The following is a 16,423-nucleotide window of genomic DNA, read 5'->3' as shown; positions in this document are numbered from 1 at the left end:
ACAGGGGGTCTTCTATATTATATATAATACCCGTTCAGCCCTAAGGGGTTTTATTTCCGTCCCCCAGACAGCCGTAGGCATAAAGTGCCGCCCCGGTCACCCCGGCATTATCCCCCAGAAACGAAGCAACCAGCCGGACATCATCCCCCGCCAGACGGAAGGCCCGTTTGAAAAGCATTTTGCGGGCAGGTTCAATAAAAATCTCCCCCAGTTTGGAAACCCCGCCCCCCAGTATAATAAGCTCAGGGTTAAATATATTGGCAATACCGGCCAGCCCTATTCCCAAGTATTCACCTGCCCGGCGGATAACCCCCTGGCACAGCCTGTCACCTTCGGAAGCCGCCAGGCCGATATCCTCGGCCGTCAAAGCAGAGTAATCCGCCCTAAACCGCTCTGAAAGCAGGGAAAACCCACCCCCGGCAAGTTCAGCCTGAACCCTGCGGACAATAGCCGTACCCGAAGCCAGCGTTTCCAGACAGCCTACATTGCCGCAGACATCTTCAGTGCCGTTTATATCCAGACACATATGACCTATTTCACCGGCACAGCCGCTCTGCCCCAGATAAAGCTCATCATTTATAATAATACCGCCCCCGATACCGGTGGAGACCGTCAGGTAAACCAGGTTTTTAACCCCCCGCCCCGCTCCCAGTTTGTGTTCGGCCAAAGCAGCGGCGGAGGCATCATTTATAAGGAATGTTTTAAGATAACGCTCTGCCAGCATATCCCGAAGGGGTACATCCCGCCAGGCGGGCAGATGGGGAGACTGGGTAACTAGTCCGTTTGGCATATCTATGCCCCCGGCTACCGCCGCAGAAAGGGCCTCAAACTGGGAAAGACAAAGGTTGTTACGCTCAAGCAGGCGCTCAAACACCCGGCATATATTCTCAAATACACCCTCCGCCCCGTTCCGGGCGCAGGTAGGCTCCTGTTCCCAGGCCACCACCCGTCCGTCATGGGTCACTACCGCCGAGCGGATTTTACTGCCGCCTATATCCAGGCACAAACAGGGCTTAAGTATGACCTCTAAATTACTTTGGTTCACAAAGCCCCCTTACTTTTAAAGCTAAATAAGCACCTAGCTCTTCAGGAAAGGCAGCCAGTCTATCAGGCCTATTCCGGCATACACCATCACAATATACTTGGGGAATTTACCCAGAAAAAGGGCTGGCAAAAACTTGTGAACGGGCATGCGTGCCAACCCGGCAATAAGCCCGCCCACATCAAAAGGCACTACCGGCTGGGCAGCCAGAAAGGCAATTGCCCAAGCCCCGTATTTTTGTATCCAGCTTTCCACCCGGCTGTAACCCACCAGCCCTTCGGGAATAGCCAGTTTCTTGCCCAGACGGCCGGCAAAATAACCGCTCATTTCACCCAGACTGCCACCCAAAGCACCAAACAGGGCTACCATCACCGGGTTAAAATTGGTAGCGGCCGCAACCATGATGGAAATGGCAAATGGCACCGGGGCTATTACGGTAGCGTTGGCCAGTATAGACATAACAAAAACCAAAAGATAGGTCAGCCAGGCATATTCATCAAGGGGTATTTCCAGACTGTCCACCAGCGAATTCAGCCCCCAAGCCAGCAGAAAGCTGAGTGCTATAAGAGCCCCGAAGGTCAGCAGCAGGCTGCCCCAGTTTACGGCTTTCAACTGTTCTTTCAGTGACTGTTTTCGTTTTTCTTCCAAGCTATTTTCTCCCGCAAAGTTCGGCAACCAGCAAACCCATGGCCAGCTCAGGTTCAAAGCGGCCGGTTTTTATATTAAAGTCTGTTTCCAGCAGTTTGAAGTACATAGATTTAAGGCTGTCCATGTTCTGGCAGGCCGCCTGAGAGGCTGTTTTCCTAAGGGCGTACTCAGAGCCGCCCATAGCTTTAAAAATCTCGGCCTCTTTCAGCCCCCGTTTTTTAAGGGCGGTATAACGCACCATCAGCCGCAGCTGGCGTACCAGCATAAACAGCAAAAAACCGGGTGACCCGCCGCCGGCAGTAAAAGCCGCCAGAGACTGCTGGGCGTCTTTAACCTTGCGGTCCAGTACGGCATCCACCAGAGCAAATATATTTACTTCCTGGGCATAACCCACCATATTCTCAACATCTGCTTCCTCTATCACCCGCCCCTGGGCATACAACCCCAGTTTCTCAATCTCGGAGGAAAGTGCCCACAAATCCGCCCCCACAAAACGGGCCAGCAAACGGGCAGCCGGAACAGACATCTGGATAGAAGACTGTTTGGCACGCTGCATTACCCAACCGGGCAAATTTTGAGCGGATAAAGGTGCAAAGTGCTTTACCTCGGCACCGGGGCTTACCAGCTTAAAAAGGGGGTTTGAGGCCAAAGAGGATACTTTTTCTTTTTCACGGTAGTCACCGTCTTTGGAGGAGGTATAGTCCAGAAGCACCGCCAGGGTTGTGGGGGGCAGATTAGACAGCGCCCGGGCAAATTCATCCGGGCTGGTTTTGCTTGCGGTATCCTTAGCGGCAGCTTTACCTTTTGAGCCTTCAAACCTCTCCAGCAGGCCATTTACTATGACCAACCGGGCAGGGGCTAAAAAGGGAACCGTCTGCACATAGTTTTGAAGTTCAGCAGCCGTCAGGTTTTTGCCCTCCAGCATGGTGGTATTGGCAGAGGACAAAGACTCATCACCCAAAGCCAGTTTTATCTGCTTCAGGCGTTCTTTCAGGGAAAAATCATCACTGCCGGTAAAAATATACAGCAAATTTAACAGCCACCTTCGGCTGATATTGTAGCACAAGAAAGCAGGTACGTAACCTTTGAAGTTTAGTGCAAAACTGCCTTGCATTATGTTACAATCTGCCCGTAAGCTACACTTGGAGGATTTGAAACAATGCCCGAAGAAGTTGTAATGCCCTACGAACTCCGCAAACATATTGCCATTGCCAATGATATGGAAATAGCCCCTGAAATAAGGGAACAGACCATTAAACATATTGCCCGCTTTGGTTCCTACGAGGCTCTCTGCGCCCTGCTGGACATAGCCTGCAATACCAAGGCAAGCTACGGTGAACGTGACCTGGCCTTGAAGGTATCCCGGGACGTACTTAAAAACAGCCGCAAGAACGATATCTAGGAGCAAAAGCGAAAGTAATATATGGCAGTAACAATAGGTATAATAGGTCTGGCAAAAAGCGGCCGCACTACCATTTTCAACGCCGCCACCCGCAGTAACGCCGCCACCGGCTCTTATTCTCAGAGCAGTTCGGCCAACGTAGGCATAGTGAAAGTGCCCGATGCCCGTTTGACTCCGCTAGAGGAGATGTTTCACCCCAAGAAACTCACCCCGGCTGAAATAAAATATTTTGACGTGGGGGCTTCCCTTAAGGGCGGCACCAAAGACAGCTCTTTTTCAGGTGAACTTTTAACCCAGCTGCAAAACGTGGATGCCCTGCTGAATGTTATTAGGGCATTTGAAGATACCGCCATTCCCCTGCCCGCCGGCGGCCTGAACGCAGAGCGTGACCTGACCACCATGAATGCCGAGCTTATTTTTTCAGACCTGACCATTATTGAAAAAAGGCTTAACCGCATTGGCAGCCAGATGAAAGGTGCCAAACCCCCGGAAAGAGCCGCTCTGGAGCGGGAAAAAGAGCTCATGGCCAGAATCAAAGAAGCCATGGAGAAAGATATCCCCGCCCGTGATATTGAACTGGACGAAGAAGAAGCCAAAATACTCTCCGGATACCAGTTTCTAAGCAGTAAACCGGTGCTTATGGTGATAAATATAGGCGAAGATGACCTGCCCAAAGCCGCCGAAATGGAGGCCGAACTCAACGGCCGCTACGGAGGCAAAAACTATAGGGTGATTGTAATGTGCGGCAAACTGGAAGCCGAGCTGATAAACATGGACGAGGCCGAAGCCGCCGAGTTCCGCTCCAGCTACGGGCTTAAAGAGACCGGGCTGGACCGCACCATAAGGGCTTCGTATGAGCTTTTAGACCTTATATCCTTTTTTACCGTAGGTCCTGACGAAGTGCGCGCCTGGACTATTACCCGCGGGACTATAGCCCAGAAAGCCGCCGGTAAAATCCACTCTGATATCGAGCGGGGGTTTATACGGGCGGAAATTGTCCACGTAAATGACCTGCTTGCGGCCGGTTCACTGGCAGAGGTCAGAAAACGCGGTCAGCTGAGACTGGAAGGTAAAACCTATATAGTACAGGACGGGGACACCGCCAACTTCCTGTTTAATGTCTAAGCCTGCTCTATAAGGGCGGAAAGCATTTGCGCCCCGCTGTAAACCAGGTTTGAACAAAGGCCTTCACGAAGGCCTTTTTCTTTTACCAGTTTTGCCCCCTCCGGAGTACCGATATTGCACTTGATAAGGTCACGGCAAGCCGTTGCCCCAAATTCGGCTTCAAACTGCTTTATATATTCACGGCCCAGGCGGTTGCACTTTTCTCTGGCCGCTTTATTTTCAGCCGAAGTCTGCCCGAATTTCAGCCCTATTACCATCAGCCCGCCGCTGATTACCCCGCAGCTGTCTCCCCGCGCCGCCATGCCCCCGCCGAAAGCAGAAGCCAGTTTAAAAGCTATCCCGGTTTCAATACCCAGAGACGGGGCAAAAGCACCTAAAATAGACTGGGCGCAGTTAAAACCCTGCTCATGCAGGCTCTGGGCTGAAGCGGCTGTATCACTCATGGATTTTATTCTCCTGAAATATATGTCTGTAAAGAGCATAAAATATAAATATACCTTATTTTGCAGGCAACTTAAAAACACTTCGCCGGGCAGATCTTCACCGCACTATCATATTAAAAAACGGCTGAAACCTAAACCGGGCCGCCCATTTCCTCCAGCCGTTCGTCACTTATGCCGAAGTGGTGGGCAACTTCGTGCTTGACCACCCGCCGGACTTCATTTTTTATGTCTTCTTCAGTCTTAACCATATCCAGTATGGCTAGCCGGAATATAGTAATGCGGTCAGGGGTAACCATACCATAAGAGGCATGGCGTTCGGTCAGGGGAACGCCCTCGTAAAGTCCCAGCAGCTCTTCACCCCGGTGCATATCCAGATTACGGCGCTGGATACGGCTGGGGCGGTCAGCCACCATTATTTCAACATTATCCAGCAACTCTAAAAATTCCTCCGGCAGGCTATCCACTGCTTCGGCTACTATGTGCTTAAACTGTTCAGTATCCATATTTTTATAATATCCCGAACTCAACCGAAATAACAGCCCGAAACGCCGCTCCGGTCAAAAGCTGCCCCCTGTCTTGTAAATAACCCTTCTTTAGGCTAATCTTTTCATAATAACTATTTTAAATTATCAAGGAGTATTAAAGTGTTTGATTTTTTCTTTGGCGGAATTTTCGGGCTTATCTCTTTTGCAATCAGTCTGGCATTTTATTTCCTGCCTACCATAATCTCCCTAGCCAATCACCGCCGCAATACTCTGGCCATCTTCCTGCTGAATTTCCTCCTCGGCTGGACTTTTATCGGCTGGGTAATCGCCCTGGTCTGGTCAGTAAAAAAGTAGCCCCTGCGTTATGTTGGGAATAAACTACTCAACTGTCATAGACCCTTTTCTGCGGGGCGTGAGACGTTTTATACTCGAATTCGGCGGCATAAAACCGGGCGAACGGGTGCTGGACGTTTGTTCCGGTTCGGGTGCCCAGGTAGGCGAATACCGCAGACGGGGTATTTTAGGTTTTGGGTTGGACCTCAGCCCTGATATGCTGAGTCTCTCCCGCCGCCTTTATGACCCTGCCCCACCCGCGGCCAGTTATTTTACCGAGGCAGATGCCCGCCACCTGCCATTTACAGATGCCAGCTTTGATTATACTTCTACCACACTGGCACTCCATGACAAACCCGCCCAAACCCGCATGGAGATACTGGCTGAGATGAAACGGGTGGTCAAACCCGAAGGTTATATACTGATAGCTGACTACACCTGCCCCCTACCGGCCAGTTTTCCCGGCTGGGTGATAAGAACTATAGAACGTATAGCCGGCGGCGACCACTACCGTAATTTCCGCCACTATCTGAAAAACGGCGGCGTGCCCGCCCTGCTTGAAAAACTGAATATCAAAACCGAAGATACCCAATCTATCAGTTATGGTCTGTTAACAGTTACCAAAGCTAAAATCAGTTGACAGAAACAGTCAAATGCTATAAAAATAATGGCCGAGTATCAGAGCCGTATAATATCCAAGGAGACTTAACATGAAGATAGACCCCGAAGTCCGCAAAGAGATTAACCAGGTACTGGATGCCATGAAAGAAGCCATTGAAACCAAAGACATGGAAGCACTGGTAGCACTGGTAGAAAGCGAACCCAATGTACTCACCGTGGGGCCCTGCCCTGACAATGTCGGCCTTGGGCAGAATGGTTTTAAACGCTGGATGCAAACCTTGTTGGACAAAGCCACTCCGGTAAAATTTAAATATGGGTTTACTACTATCAAAGGCAACGGCCCGGTTGCCTGGCTGGATACCCATGTAACCTATACCTGTAAAAACGGGGAAAACCAGAAGGATTTTGATTTTTACTTAAGCGGAGTTATGGAAAAGGCAGACAACGGTTGGCATTGGAGCGGTATGCATTTGTCTGCTCCTACGGAACTTGAATTCCCCGAAGGACCTCCCCCCCAGCCTGAAGCCGAAAAGCCGGCCGAAGAACCAAAACCCGCAGCTGAAAATGAAGCTGCAAAACCCGAACAGGGCGAAGATGCCCCTCCCGAATGGAACTATATGTAAACCAACCTTTGTGGACAAATCAAACCCTCGTCACAAAGGCGGGGGTTTTTCTTTAAAACGGTACGGCAGACAGGCAGACAGCCTCTGCCCGAAAGAAAGGCGGTTGGGGTATGAACGTGTTTCGCTCTGCCCTGCTCTGTTATGTATTTGCCATGCTGGTGCTGTGCTTTATACCGGCCTGGCACAGCTTTATCAGCCAGATTACAGCCTCACTTGACCAAAACCTGAGTCTGGTAATCAAACTTACATCTGACCCTTTGGAGTATGTCTGGAAGTGGGTACTGGTAATATTTATTATGTTACTGCTGAGCCGCCGGAATTAAAGGCTTCTGAGATATTCGTCTATAACAACCGCTGAACGTTTGGCCGCTCCCATAGCACTTATAACAGTATCAGAGCCAGTTACGATATCTCCGCCGGCCCAAACTGCCCGGTGCGAAGTCTGTCCGTTTATATCAGCCAGAACAGTACCGTTTGAGTTTACCTGCAAATCCGGGGCGGACTGCATGACCAGTGGATTGGGGCGTGTACCCAAGGCAATAACGGCCAAATCTATATCCATTTCAAATTCACTGCCATCCACCGGTATAGGACGGCGACGGCCGCTGGCGTCAGGTTCGCCAAGCTCCATTTTTTGGCAGTCCATAGCCCGCACCTGCCCCTGTTCGTTAGCCAAAAAGCGGACAGGGCTGGTCAGAAAATGAAATTTGATACCCTCTTCGCGGGCATTGTCCACTTCCTCTTTGCGGGCCGGCAGTTCCAGCTCCGAACGGCGGTAGATGATACTTACCTCTTCCGCCCCCAGACGCAAGGCACAGCGGGCGGCATCCATGGCCACGTTTCCGCCGCCAATCACCGCCACCTTTTTGCCCTTTTTAACCGGCGTATCTGAGGATGGAAAATTATAAGCCTTCATCAGGTTGACTCTGGTCAAAAATTCGTTAGCCGAATATACCCCGCTTAGGTTTTCACCTTGTACATTCAGGAAAAGGGGCAAGCCTGCCCCGGTTGCCAGAAAAACAGCCTGAAATCCCTGCTTAAAAAGGTCATCCAGAGAAAACAGCCGCCCTGCCACCGAGTTTAACTCCAGCTTTACTCCCAAAGATTTTACGTATTCTATCTCACCCTGCACTATGTTTTTGGGCAAACGGAATTCGGGTATGCCGTACATCAGCACCCCGCCTGCCGTATGCAGAGATTCTAACATGGTAACATCATGCCCTAAACGGGCAAGCTCAGCCGCCGCCGTAAGTCCGGCCGGGCCTGCACCCACCACCGCCGCCTTTTTACCGCTCTTTGGTTTAAGGCTCTTAGGCAAATTAACTTCAGCCGAATGTTCACGTTCCCAGTCAGCCACAAAACGCTCTAGACGGCCTATAGCTATGGAGGCTTCTTTTTTATTTAGTATGCAGGCCTGTTCGCACTGGGTTTCCTGGGGACATACCCTGCCGCAGACCCCCGGTAAACTGTTGGTCTTTTTAAGTATACGGGCAGCTTCAGGCATATCCCCATCCCGCAAAGCCAAAATAAATTCCGGAATATCTATATTCACCGGACAACCCTCTACGCAGTAACGCTTTTTGCACTGCAAACAGCGGGCAGCTTCAGTATGGGCATCAGCCGGGGTGTAGCCGGTGGCCACTTCGGAAAAATTTTGAATACGGTCGCTAACTGCCTGTTTAGGCATATCCATTCTGTTCAATCCAGCTTTAGCCATGGCTTCCGCACCCCTCTTCCTTACAGCGGCATCTCTCGGCGGCCACAGCCTCTTCGGCCACGTAAGATTTCTGGCGTACCAGCAGCCCATCCCAGTCTACCTTGTGTCCGTCAAACTCCGGCCCGTCCACACAGGCAAAACGGGTCTGCCCGTCCAGGCTTACCCGGCAACAGCCGCACATACCCGTTCCGTCTATCATTATGGGGTTTAGGCTCACAATAGTTTTAACCCCGAAAGGCTGAGTGGTTTTTGAGCAGAATTTCATCATGACACTGGGGCCTATCACTATTACCCGGTCCACTTTAGTACTGGAGGCAAGGAGGTCACGCAGGGGTTCGGTAACAACCCCCTTGATACCGGCAGAACCGTCATCAGTGCAGACTATCATTTCGTCCGAATATTTTTCCAGGCGGTCATGCCAGAAAAACAAATCTTTGCTTCTGGCACCCACCACACTTATCACCCGGTTGCCCGCTTCTTTCATAGCCCTGGCAATGGGTACAATAGTAGCCATGGCAAAGCCGCCGCTTACGCAGACCACTGTCCCGAAATTTTCAATCTCGGTAGGTTTGCCCAGAGGGCCTGCAAAATCCAGTATGGCATCACCAGCACCCAGTTTGGCCAGCTTGCGGGTGGATGCCCCTATCTCCATGTAAATAACCGTAACCGTGCCCGCCTTAACGTCCCAGTCCGCAATAGTCAGAGGGAAACGCTCTCCCTCAGCATCAATCCTTAAAATCACAAATTGTCCGGCAGCAGCCGCAGCCGCTACTTTAGGTGCCTGTATCTTCAGCAAGTGTACCTTGGGCAACAAATCCTGCCGCTCAACAATCGTATACATACCTCTCCTTGCCAGTATACCGCTGGACAAAACCCAGAAGCATCTATGAGTATTAGTGCCGATTTACAGGTAAATATAAAAACCTATGATAATTTATCATTAAATGACGCCTTACTTCAAACCAGACCCAGTTGAATTTAGCTTGATAAAGTTATAATATATTAAGCGTTTTACCTCTGGTTGCCTTATTAAGCATTAAGGAAATAGCATGTTTATTGAACTTGTCCATATCGGCTTCGGCAATATTCTGGCCATGAACAGGGTTATTGCCATTTCCCCGCCCAGTTCCGCCCCTATTAAACGTATTATACAGGAAAGCCGGACTAAAGGCTTTTTAATAGACATGACCAACGGCCGCAAGACCAAGGCGGTTATATTTACTGACAGCGGGCATATCGTACTGGCGGCGCTTGCCCCTGAAACCATTACCGGACGCCTTTCTATTAGCCGCGGCGGTGCGGTAAAGCCTGAGCTGGTTGATGACAAACTGGAACTTTAATAAGGCTGAAAAACCCCTGCTGTTAGTTGTTTCCGGTCCTTCCGGCGTAGGCAAAGATGCAGTTCTGGCCCGCATGAAAGAACGTAAACTGCCTCTGACTTATGTTGTCACTACTACCACCCGCCCCAAACGGGAAACCGAAACTGAGGGAGTTGACTATAATTTTATCAAACCTTCGGAGTTCCAGCAGCTTATCGGGCAGAATGAATTGCTGGAATGGGCGAATGTATACGGAAATTTTTACGGTGTACCCAAAGCACCTATCAGGCAGGCTTTATCCCGCGGTTTTGACGTTATTGTAAAGGTGGACGTACAGGGTGCGGCCAGCATTAAAAAAATAGTCCCGAATGCGGTATTTATTTTCCTGATGCCCCCGGATATGGAAGAGCTTACCCGCCGTCTGGAACAACGCCTGACGGAGTCACCCGAATCCCTCAAGCGGCGGCTGGCTACAGCCCCGCTTGAAATAGAAAAACTCCCCGACTTTGACTACGTGGTAGTCAACCCAGAGGGGGAGATTGATAATGCTGTCCGGGAAATTATGTCTATTATTGCAGCCGAACACTGCCGCATACATCCCCGTTCTATTGAACTCTAGAACACAAGCTTAAACAAACCGGCTACCAGAAAGCCTAAAGCGCCGCAAATAGGAAAGGTGAGCAGCCATGCTCCCACTATATTTCCCGCCACACCCCAGCGCACTGCTGAAAGCCTGCGGGTAGCTCCCACCCCCATGATAGCCGAAGAAATGGCATGGGTGCTGGAAACAGGAATGCCGATTGAAGCGGCTATCTGGATAACGGTAGCAGCAGCAGTTTCAGCCGCAAACCCGTTTATTGGCCGCAAATTGGTCATCCGCACACCTACTGTCTGGATAACCCTCCAGCCGCCAATAGCCGTTCCGGCGCTTATGGACAAAGCCGAAAGAACAATAATCCAAAGAGGTATCGCATCCCAGAGACCGGCATTGCCGGTATAAAGCACCGTGCCCAGTGCAATAATACCCATCGGCATCTGTCCGTCACTCCGCCCGTGGCTGAAAGCCATAAAAGCGGCTGAAAATATCTGCAGATGAGAAAAAAGGCCATGCGTCTTGGAGGGAACACTCCGCCTGAATATCCAGAGCAGAGCAACCATAAGCAGGTAACCACCTGCCATACCCATAATGGGGGCAATACCCACAGCTGCAATAATTTTTAAAAGAATGCCCCAATCTACCGCCCCAACCCCGGCCATAGCAACCCCGGCCATGGCTAGACCAGCCACCAGACAGTGCGTCAGGCTGACCGGGAGACCTTTGCGAGTAGCCACAGTAGACCAAATGACTGCGGCTACAAGTCCGGCAATAACTGTTTCGTAGGTAAGTGACTCAGGCCCCAGTATGCCTTTGCCGATAGTCCGGGCAACAGCCGTACCGGTAAAAACACCCACAAGATTGGCAAGCGCTGCCATTATTATGGCTTTGCGTGGAGACAAAACACGCGTACCTACCACAGTGGCAATAGCATTGGCCGTATCATTAGTACCGTTTACAAAAGCAAAGCCTATAGCTAAAAGAATAATAAGAAGATAAGGAATAAACGAGGCATCAGGCATTCTTCAGAGCAACCCCCTCAAGAACATTGGCTACATCTTCACACCTGTCAGTGGCCGTTTCCATATGTTCAAATATCTCACGCCACTTGATAATGTTTGCCATGTCCTTTGAATCCGTGAAAAGCTCTCCCAAAGCTGCCCTGAAAGCCACATCCGCCATATTTTCCAAGCGGTTTATCTCTACGCAATGGGCAATAACCTGCTTCATCTCAGACTTGTACCTAAGATGCGGCACAGCCAGTGAAACTTCCTTGGCTGCCAGCACAATAATGCCAGCTAATTCTTTGGCACGTTCACCGGGACGCCCGGTTTTGTAAATAAACATGAAATCCGCTGCCGAATGAATAAAGTCGGTAACATCATCCATAGTGTGAGCAAGCAAAGCAATATCTTCGCGGTCAAAAGGGGTAACAAATGTTCGGTGGAGAAGGTTTATAATCTGGTGGGCAATACTGTCACCCTCGTGTTCCAAATCTGCTATACGGGCAACTTTGTCATCCACATCTACCCAGTTATTAACCAATTCGTCTAATTCATGGGCAGTACTTACCATGTTCTTTGCACTCATCTCAAGCAAGTCAAAGAACTTTTCCTCCCTTGGAATAATACTGATTTTAGGCAACTGTCCTCCTATGCCAACACGGCATCTCATTTATTTTTTCTTTCATTACGATATATATGATAGGGTCTTGGGTGGTCAAAATCAAGAAAAAGCTCAAATCCCGCCAACACTAAGGTTTATAATAATTCTGCTATTATTGACTTATGCCCTTCATCTCAAGTAATAAAATTGCCTCTGAAAACCCCATGCCGGTCAGTAATAAGCTGAGACTGGGAATTATTTTTCCAGCATTATCCTCTTCGCCGAATTTATCGGAGGGCTGGCATCTAACAGTTTAGCTCTGCTAAGCGATGCCGGAAATGTCCTGACGGATGTATTAGCCCTTTCCCTGAGTTATTTTGCTTTAATGCAGGCAAAACGCCCTGCCAATTGGAAATATATCAGCAACCTCATTCTCATAAACACCATTAAAATGTCACTCAAAGCTGAAAATATCTATTATTTGACAGCAGCCCTGCAACTGCCTAAAATGCCTAAGCCTGAAAAATACACTTGACCATTAGGTAACCTAGGTGCCATTATAGAAATATATTTTTGAGAATATGCTAAAAGAAGAAATACTTAAACCCATCTCTCGCCGTGAACATTGTCATCATCAGGTTTTCCGGGTGGAGAGAAAACAGAAAAGCCGGATTAGTTCGCTTATAAGCCATCTGAAACAATTCAGAAACTCTATAAGCAAACAGCGAGACTAGAAAATGTATATTGTGATTGCCGGCGGCGGCACGGTAGGTTTTAATATAGCCTCCATGCTGGTCGTAGAAGACCACGAAGTGGTAGTTATTGAACAGTCTGAAACAGCTGTTGAATACCTTAACCGGCAGCTGGACATTAAAACTATTTTCGGCAATGCCGCCATTCCCCGCATACTGCGTGATGCCGAGGTTCAAAGGGCAGATCTGGTTTTAGCGGTAACAGACCGTGACGAAACCAATATGGTTATCTGCTTCATTGCCAAAGAGATGGGTGCCGCCACTACAGCCGCCCGAATCCGCAATTCCGAATACACCGGTTATTTTATACCTCCCGCCAAGTCCACCCTGTCTGCCAGACGGATTATCCGCCCCAAGTCACTGGGGATAGATGTATTTATAAATCCCGAAGTTGAAATGGCCCGTGAGATACTGGGTATTTTGTCCAGTTTTTATTCGACTCCGGTGGAACAGCTGGCTAACGGTCTGGTTCAGATACGGAACTTTACTATTGAAGGCTCACCCATGGCCGGTAAAACCCTTGGTGAGTTAAATTTTATTAAACCCTGCGTGGTCGCTTCCATCGCCCGTAAAGAAGCCCTCCTCGTACCCCAACCTGAACTGGTTTTAGAAAATGAAGATGCTCTTTACTTAGTTGCCGAACGTGACAATATGGATTATCTGGGACGGATGTTTAGCGCTATTCAACGCCCTGCCCATAGCGTTTTCATACTGGGCGGCAGCCAGATAGGTTTGCTGGTAGCCGAAGGACTGGCAGACCATGACGTTGATGTAAAGCTGATAGAACCTGATGAGGAAAAAAGCCAGAAAGCCGCTATCCGGCTGGAAAAAGCAGTGGTCCTGAGGGGAGACCCTACCGACCGGGATTTTCTGACCGAACAGGGCGTACCTTCAGCAGATGCCTTTGTAGCCACTACCGAAAATGACGAATTCAATATTTTAAGCTGTCTGGTAGCTAAAAACCTGGGCGTGGACCGAAGCCTGAGCGTTATCAACAAACCTTCCTATATACCGCTGGCCGAAGCTGTAGATATAGATGTTGCCGGTTCTCCGGCGATTATTACCGCCCGCAAAATAGCCCACTTTGTACTTTCCGGCGGAGCTATTGCCGCCGCATTGCTGGAAAGCGGCCAGTTGGAAGCGGTGGAATTTGTAGTCAGCCCGCAGGCCAGCATTATAAACCAAAAGGTTAACCAGCTGGATATACCCAAGGAAGCCACCATAGGGGCGGTTGTCCAGAACAATCAGGTTATCATCCCTCCTGATGAAGCTGTTATCCATGCCGGAGACCATGTTATTGTTGTCTCCCAGCTAAATGTTCTGCATGACGTGGAGAAGCTGTTTAAATAAGCCATGAAAATAAATAACGTTCTCCATTACCTGGGGCTGGTTGTTGCCATCGTGGGCGGCTTCATGTTTATCCCCTTTATTTTCAGTCTGATAAATGCAGGGCCGGACCAGCTGGCATTCGGCATTTCCATTATAGTTACCCTTAGCGCCGGGTTTCTGATGTGGCGTTTCACCCCTATAACCGAAAGGCGTATCAGCCTGCGTGAATCTCTGGCTATCGTAGCCGGAAGCTGGATTATGGCCGCTCTTTTCGGTTCGCTTCCCTTTATCATTTCAGGGGTTCTGCCCAGTGTCATAGATTGTATTTTTGAAGCTATGAGCGGTCTGACTACCACTGGTGCCAGTGTATTTATCAATGTAGAAAACCTGCCTCAGGGCATACTTGTCTGGCGTTCCCTGACCCAATGGATAGGCGGCTTGGGCATTATCATGCTGTTTGTGACCATATTGCCCATGCTGGGTATCGGTGCTTCCCAACTTATGGAAGCCGAAACACCCGGTCAGCAGGAACGGCTGACTTCACGTATCCGTGATACCGCAAGGACATTGTGGCTGCTTTATCTGGGTTTTACGGTAGCCGGCTTTATAGCCCTTGTGATTGCCGGCTTGCCTGGATTTGATGCCTTTAATATTATCCTGACTACTACCCCTACCGGCGGTTTCGCACCCGTAAGCAGTATCGGAGTGTATAACAATCTGGCAGTTGAGCTTATACTCATTTTCTTCATGGTAGCCAGCGGGGTAAACTTCGGACTTTATTACTACCTGCTCTGGAAAGGCCGTCCCGCCAAATTCTTCGGCAACCCGGAGTTCAAGTTATACATAGGTATTCTGGTAGGCTGCATACTCCTTATAAACTGGGACTTGGTAGCTAATGCCGGCATAAATATTTTTGAGGGCTTGCGCCAAGCGAGCTTCCAGACAGCCTCGGTTATGACTACCACCGGGTTTGCTACCGCCGATTTCGCCCAGTGGCCTCACTTCTCGCAGGCTATTTTACTGGTGCTTATGGTAGTAGGCGCATCTGCCGGTTCCACCGGGGGCGGCCTCAAGGTAATCCGGCTGCTGGTTTTATTTAAATACACTTACCGCCGTATCCTGCTTACCTTCAACCCCAACGCCGTTATACCAATTAAAATAGGCGGTAATGTTATTTCGGACAAGCTTATCTCCCGTTCGGTAGGCCTGACTATACTCTACTTTGCCACCCTGTGGGCAGGCTTTTTGATAATGAGTGCTATAGGGTTGGACTTTGTTACCGCCCTATCCAGCATTACCTCCTGTTTGGGAAATATAGGTCCGGCGCTGGGCACTGTCGGCCCCATGGCCAGCTATGCGGATATACCCGGCATCGGCAAAGTGGTGCTGCTTACAGCCATGCTGGTGGGCAGAATAGAGCTTTTCACCCTGCTGGTTTTATTCGTACCGGCCTTCTGGCGCTGGCGTTAAGTACCCCCTTAGTTGTAAAGTATTAAACTGCAGTTTATAATGGACTTTATGGAAATGAGGGGCTATCCGATAAACTATGGAATTTGAACGTATACTGGTACCTGTAGACGGCACGGAAACTGACGAAGAGGCTATAAGCTTAGCCTGCACTATATCCAAAGTTTCCGGCAAAACCAGGGTATTTGCTGTTCATATTATTCCGGTTGAACGGGCTTTACCTCTCGACGCCGAGCTTTCATCTGCCATAACCAAGGCTGAAGGCATTTTGGCCAAAGCCGAAGAAATAGCTGAAAAACAGGGTGTAAAACTGGAAACAGACCTTCTTCAGGCACGCGAAGTAGCCAATGCCATTATTGACGAAGCTGTAGAAAAAGAAATAGACCTTATACTGATAGGTCTTAGCTATAAAACCCGTTTCGGGGAGTTTTGCATGGGCGATGTACTGCCCTATATACTCCAAAACGCTCCCTGCCGGGTAATAGTTTATCATCAGCGCAAGGTGTAGAAGATGAAAGTAGTCATAATGGGTTGCGGGCGGGTTGGCGCCCAGCTGGCCACCATGCTGGATAAAGAAGGCAACGAAGTTATCTCGCTGGATGTAGACGCATATAGCTTCCGCCGCCTGCCGGCAGATTTCAAGGGTACAGCCCTTTTATGCAATGGCATGGATGAAGAATCCCTGAAGAAAGCGGGCATTGAAACCGCAGATGCCTTTGTAGCCGTTACTCAGGGTGACAACCGCAATATTATGGCCGCCCAGATAGCCAAAAAGATTTTCAACGTACCAAAAGTGGTATGCCGCATATATGACCCCCTCCGCCGTGACCTTTACACCCTGCTTGGGCTGGATGCCATAAGCCCAACCACTATCTTCGCCCAAATGCTCAAAGACAAGATAGAAGGCAAGGAATAAA

General features: G+C 49.6%; 21 protein-coding genes and 1 pseudogene. 13 read left to right on the top strand and 9 right to left on the bottom strand.

Annotation, left to right across the window (positions count from 1 at the left end; all coding sequences use genetic code 11):
* Positions 1–40: 40 nt before the first annotated feature.
* The 3 genes from ASJ33_RS00840 to holA are packed head-to-tail and all read right to left on the bottom strand — an operon-like array spanning position 41 to position 2,720.
* On the bottom strand, positions 41–1,045 hold the full coding sequence (locus ASJ33_RS00840; RefSeq protein ID WP_041330344.1) for an ROK family protein: 1,005 nt from the start codon (positions 1,043–1,045) through the stop codon (positions 41–43).
* Positions 1,046–1,078: 33 nt separating this feature from the next.
* Positions 1,079–1,690, bottom strand: a complete 612-nt coding sequence (locus ASJ33_RS00835) for a VTT domain-containing protein (protein WP_041330342.1) — start codon at positions 1,688–1,690, stop codon at positions 1,079–1,081.
* 1 nt (position 1,691) lies between these two features.
* Positions 1,692–2,720, bottom strand: a complete 1,029-nt coding sequence (gene holA, locus ASJ33_RS00830; protein ID WP_041330340.1) for a DNA polymerase III subunit delta — start codon at positions 2,718–2,720, stop codon at positions 1,692–1,694.
* 129 nt (positions 2,721–2,849) lie between these two features.
* Between holA and ASJ33_RS00825 the strand changes: the two genes are divergently transcribed.
* Positions 2,850–3,092, top strand: coding sequence for a hypothetical protein (locus ASJ33_RS00825; RefSeq protein WP_023651713.1), 243 nt, complete (start codon positions 2,850–2,852; stop codon positions 3,090–3,092).
* A gap of 21 nt (positions 3,093–3,113) precedes the next feature.
* Positions 3,114–4,217 (top strand): redox-regulated ATPase YchF, encoded by a 1,104-nt coding sequence (gene ychF / locus ASJ33_RS00820; RefSeq protein ID WP_023651712.1) that lies wholly within the window; start codon positions 3,114–3,116, stop codon positions 4,215–4,217.
* On the opposite strand, the gene ASJ33_RS00815 is transcribed toward ychF, so the two are convergent.
* Positions 4,214–4,660: a C-GCAxxG-C-C family protein gene (locus ASJ33_RS00815; RefSeq protein ID WP_041330338.1), complete on the bottom strand. Its 447-nt coding sequence runs from the start codon at positions 4,658–4,660 to the stop codon at positions 4,214–4,216. The genes ychF and ASJ33_RS00815 overlap by 4 nt on opposite strands.
* Before the next feature lie 131 nt (positions 4,661–4,791).
* Positions 4,792–5,163, bottom strand: coding sequence for a metallopeptidase family protein (locus ASJ33_RS00810; protein WP_023651710.1), 372 nt, complete (start codon positions 5,161–5,163; stop codon positions 4,792–4,794).
* A gap of 141 nt (positions 5,164–5,304) precedes the next feature.
* Here ASJ33_RS00810 and ASJ33_RS00805 point away from each other — a divergent pair, with 141 nt between their 5' ends.
* The 4 genes from ASJ33_RS00805 to ASJ33_RS00790 all read left to right on the top strand — a co-directional run bounded on the left by ASJ33_RS00805 (position 5,305) and on the right by ASJ33_RS00790 (position 7,045).
* Positions 5,305–5,499: a superinfection immunity protein gene (locus ASJ33_RS00805; protein WP_041330337.1), complete on the top strand. Its 195-nt coding sequence runs from the start codon at positions 5,305–5,307 to the stop codon at positions 5,497–5,499.
* Positions 5,500–5,509: 10 nt separating this feature from the next.
* The gene (locus ASJ33_RS00800) at positions 5,510–6,118 is read left to right on the top strand and encodes a class I SAM-dependent methyltransferase (RefSeq protein ID WP_041330335.1); all 609 of its coding nucleotides are present in this window, start codon (positions 5,510–5,512) and stop codon (positions 6,116–6,118) included.
* Between the two features lie 70 nt (positions 6,119–6,188).
* Complete coding sequence (locus tag ASJ33_RS00795; RefSeq protein WP_023651708.1) at positions 6,189–6,722, top strand: nuclear transport factor 2 family protein; 534 nt, start codon at positions 6,189–6,191, stop codon at positions 6,720–6,722.
* A 110-nt stretch (positions 6,723–6,832) separates the two neighbouring features.
* Positions 6,833–7,045, top strand: a complete 213-nt coding sequence (locus tag ASJ33_RS00790) for a hypothetical protein (RefSeq protein ID WP_041330334.1) — start codon at positions 6,833–6,835, stop codon at positions 7,043–7,045.
* Here the strand turns inward: ASJ33_RS00790 and gltA are convergent.
* On the bottom strand, positions 7,042–8,439 hold the full coding sequence (gltA, locus tag ASJ33_RS00785; protein WP_041330333.1) for an NADPH-dependent glutamate synthase: 1,398 nt from the start codon (positions 8,437–8,439) through the stop codon (positions 7,042–7,044). The genes ASJ33_RS00790 and gltA overlap by 4 nt on opposite strands.
* The gene (locus ASJ33_RS00780) at positions 8,432–9,280 is read right to left on the bottom strand and encodes a sulfide/dihydroorotate dehydrogenase-like FAD/NAD-binding protein (protein ID WP_041330332.1); all 849 of its coding nucleotides are present in this window, start codon (positions 9,278–9,280) and stop codon (positions 8,432–8,434) included. Before ASJ33_RS00780 ends, gltA begins: the two co-directional genes overlap by 8 nt.
* Before the next feature lie 208 nt (positions 9,281–9,488).
* On the opposite strand from ASJ33_RS00780, the gene ASJ33_RS00775 reads away from it, so the two are divergent.
* Positions 9,489–9,779 (top strand): DUF370 domain-containing protein, encoded by a 291-nt coding sequence (locus tag ASJ33_RS00775; RefSeq protein ID WP_010935846.1) that lies wholly within the window; start codon positions 9,489–9,491, stop codon positions 9,777–9,779.
* Positions 9,760–10,377 carry a guanylate kinase gene (locus ASJ33_RS00770; protein WP_023651705.1) on the top strand — a complete coding sequence of 206 codons (618 nt, stop codon included), beginning with the start codon at positions 9,760–9,762 and terminating at the stop codon, positions 10,375–10,377. Before ASJ33_RS00775 ends, ASJ33_RS00770 begins: the two co-directional genes overlap by 20 nt.
* On the opposite strand, the gene ASJ33_RS00765 is transcribed toward ASJ33_RS00770, so the two are convergent.
* Positions 10,374–11,375, bottom strand: a complete 1,002-nt coding sequence (locus tag ASJ33_RS00765) for an inorganic phosphate transporter (protein ID WP_023651704.1) — start codon at positions 11,373–11,375, stop codon at positions 10,374–10,376. The two genes, ASJ33_RS00770 and ASJ33_RS00765, sit on opposite strands and share 4 nt — an antisense overlap.
* On the bottom strand, positions 11,368–11,997 hold the full coding sequence (locus ASJ33_RS00760) for a DUF47 domain-containing protein (protein WP_023651703.1): 630 nt from the start codon (positions 11,995–11,997) through the stop codon (positions 11,368–11,370). Before ASJ33_RS00760 ends, ASJ33_RS00765 begins: the two co-directional genes overlap by 8 nt.
* Positions 11,998–12,140: 143 nt before the next feature.
* On the opposite strand from ASJ33_RS00760, the pseudogene ASJ33_RS08645 reads away from it, so the two are divergent.
* From ASJ33_RS08645 to ASJ33_RS00735, 5 genes and pseudogenes are all read left to right on the top strand, one after another.
* A pseudogene (locus ASJ33_RS08645) lies at positions 12,141–12,373 on the top strand (cation transporter); the annotation flags it as partial.
* 322 nt (positions 12,374–12,695) lie between these two features.
* The gene (trkA, locus tag ASJ33_RS00750; protein ID WP_012881386.1) at positions 12,696–14,060 is read left to right on the top strand and encodes a Trk system potassium transporter TrkA; all 1,365 of its coding nucleotides are present in this window, start codon (positions 12,696–12,698) and stop codon (positions 14,058–14,060) included.
* A 3-nt stretch (positions 14,061–14,063) separates the two neighbouring features.
* Positions 14,064–15,509, top strand: a complete 1,446-nt coding sequence (locus ASJ33_RS00745; RefSeq protein WP_041330331.1) for a TrkH family potassium uptake protein — start codon at positions 14,064–14,066, stop codon at positions 15,507–15,509.
* Between the two features lie 76 nt (positions 15,510–15,585).
* On the top strand, positions 15,586–16,014 hold the full coding sequence (locus ASJ33_RS00740) for a universal stress protein (RefSeq protein ID WP_012881384.1): 429 nt from the start codon (positions 15,586–15,588) through the stop codon (positions 16,012–16,014).
* Positions 16,015–16,017: 3 nt separating this feature from the next.
* Complete coding sequence (locus ASJ33_RS00735; protein WP_023651701.1) at positions 16,018–16,422, top strand: potassium channel family protein; 405 nt, start codon at positions 16,018–16,020, stop codon at positions 16,420–16,422.
* Position 16,423: the final 1 nt, after the last annotated feature.

Origin of the sequence: Dehalococcoides mccartyi (assembly GCF_001889305.1) — a bacterium.
Taxonomy (GTDB): Bacteria; Chloroflexota; Dehalococcoidia; order Dehalococcoidales; family Dehalococcoidaceae; genus Dehalococcoides; species Dehalococcoides mccartyi_A.
This window is presented reverse-complemented; position numbering and strand designations above follow the sequence as displayed.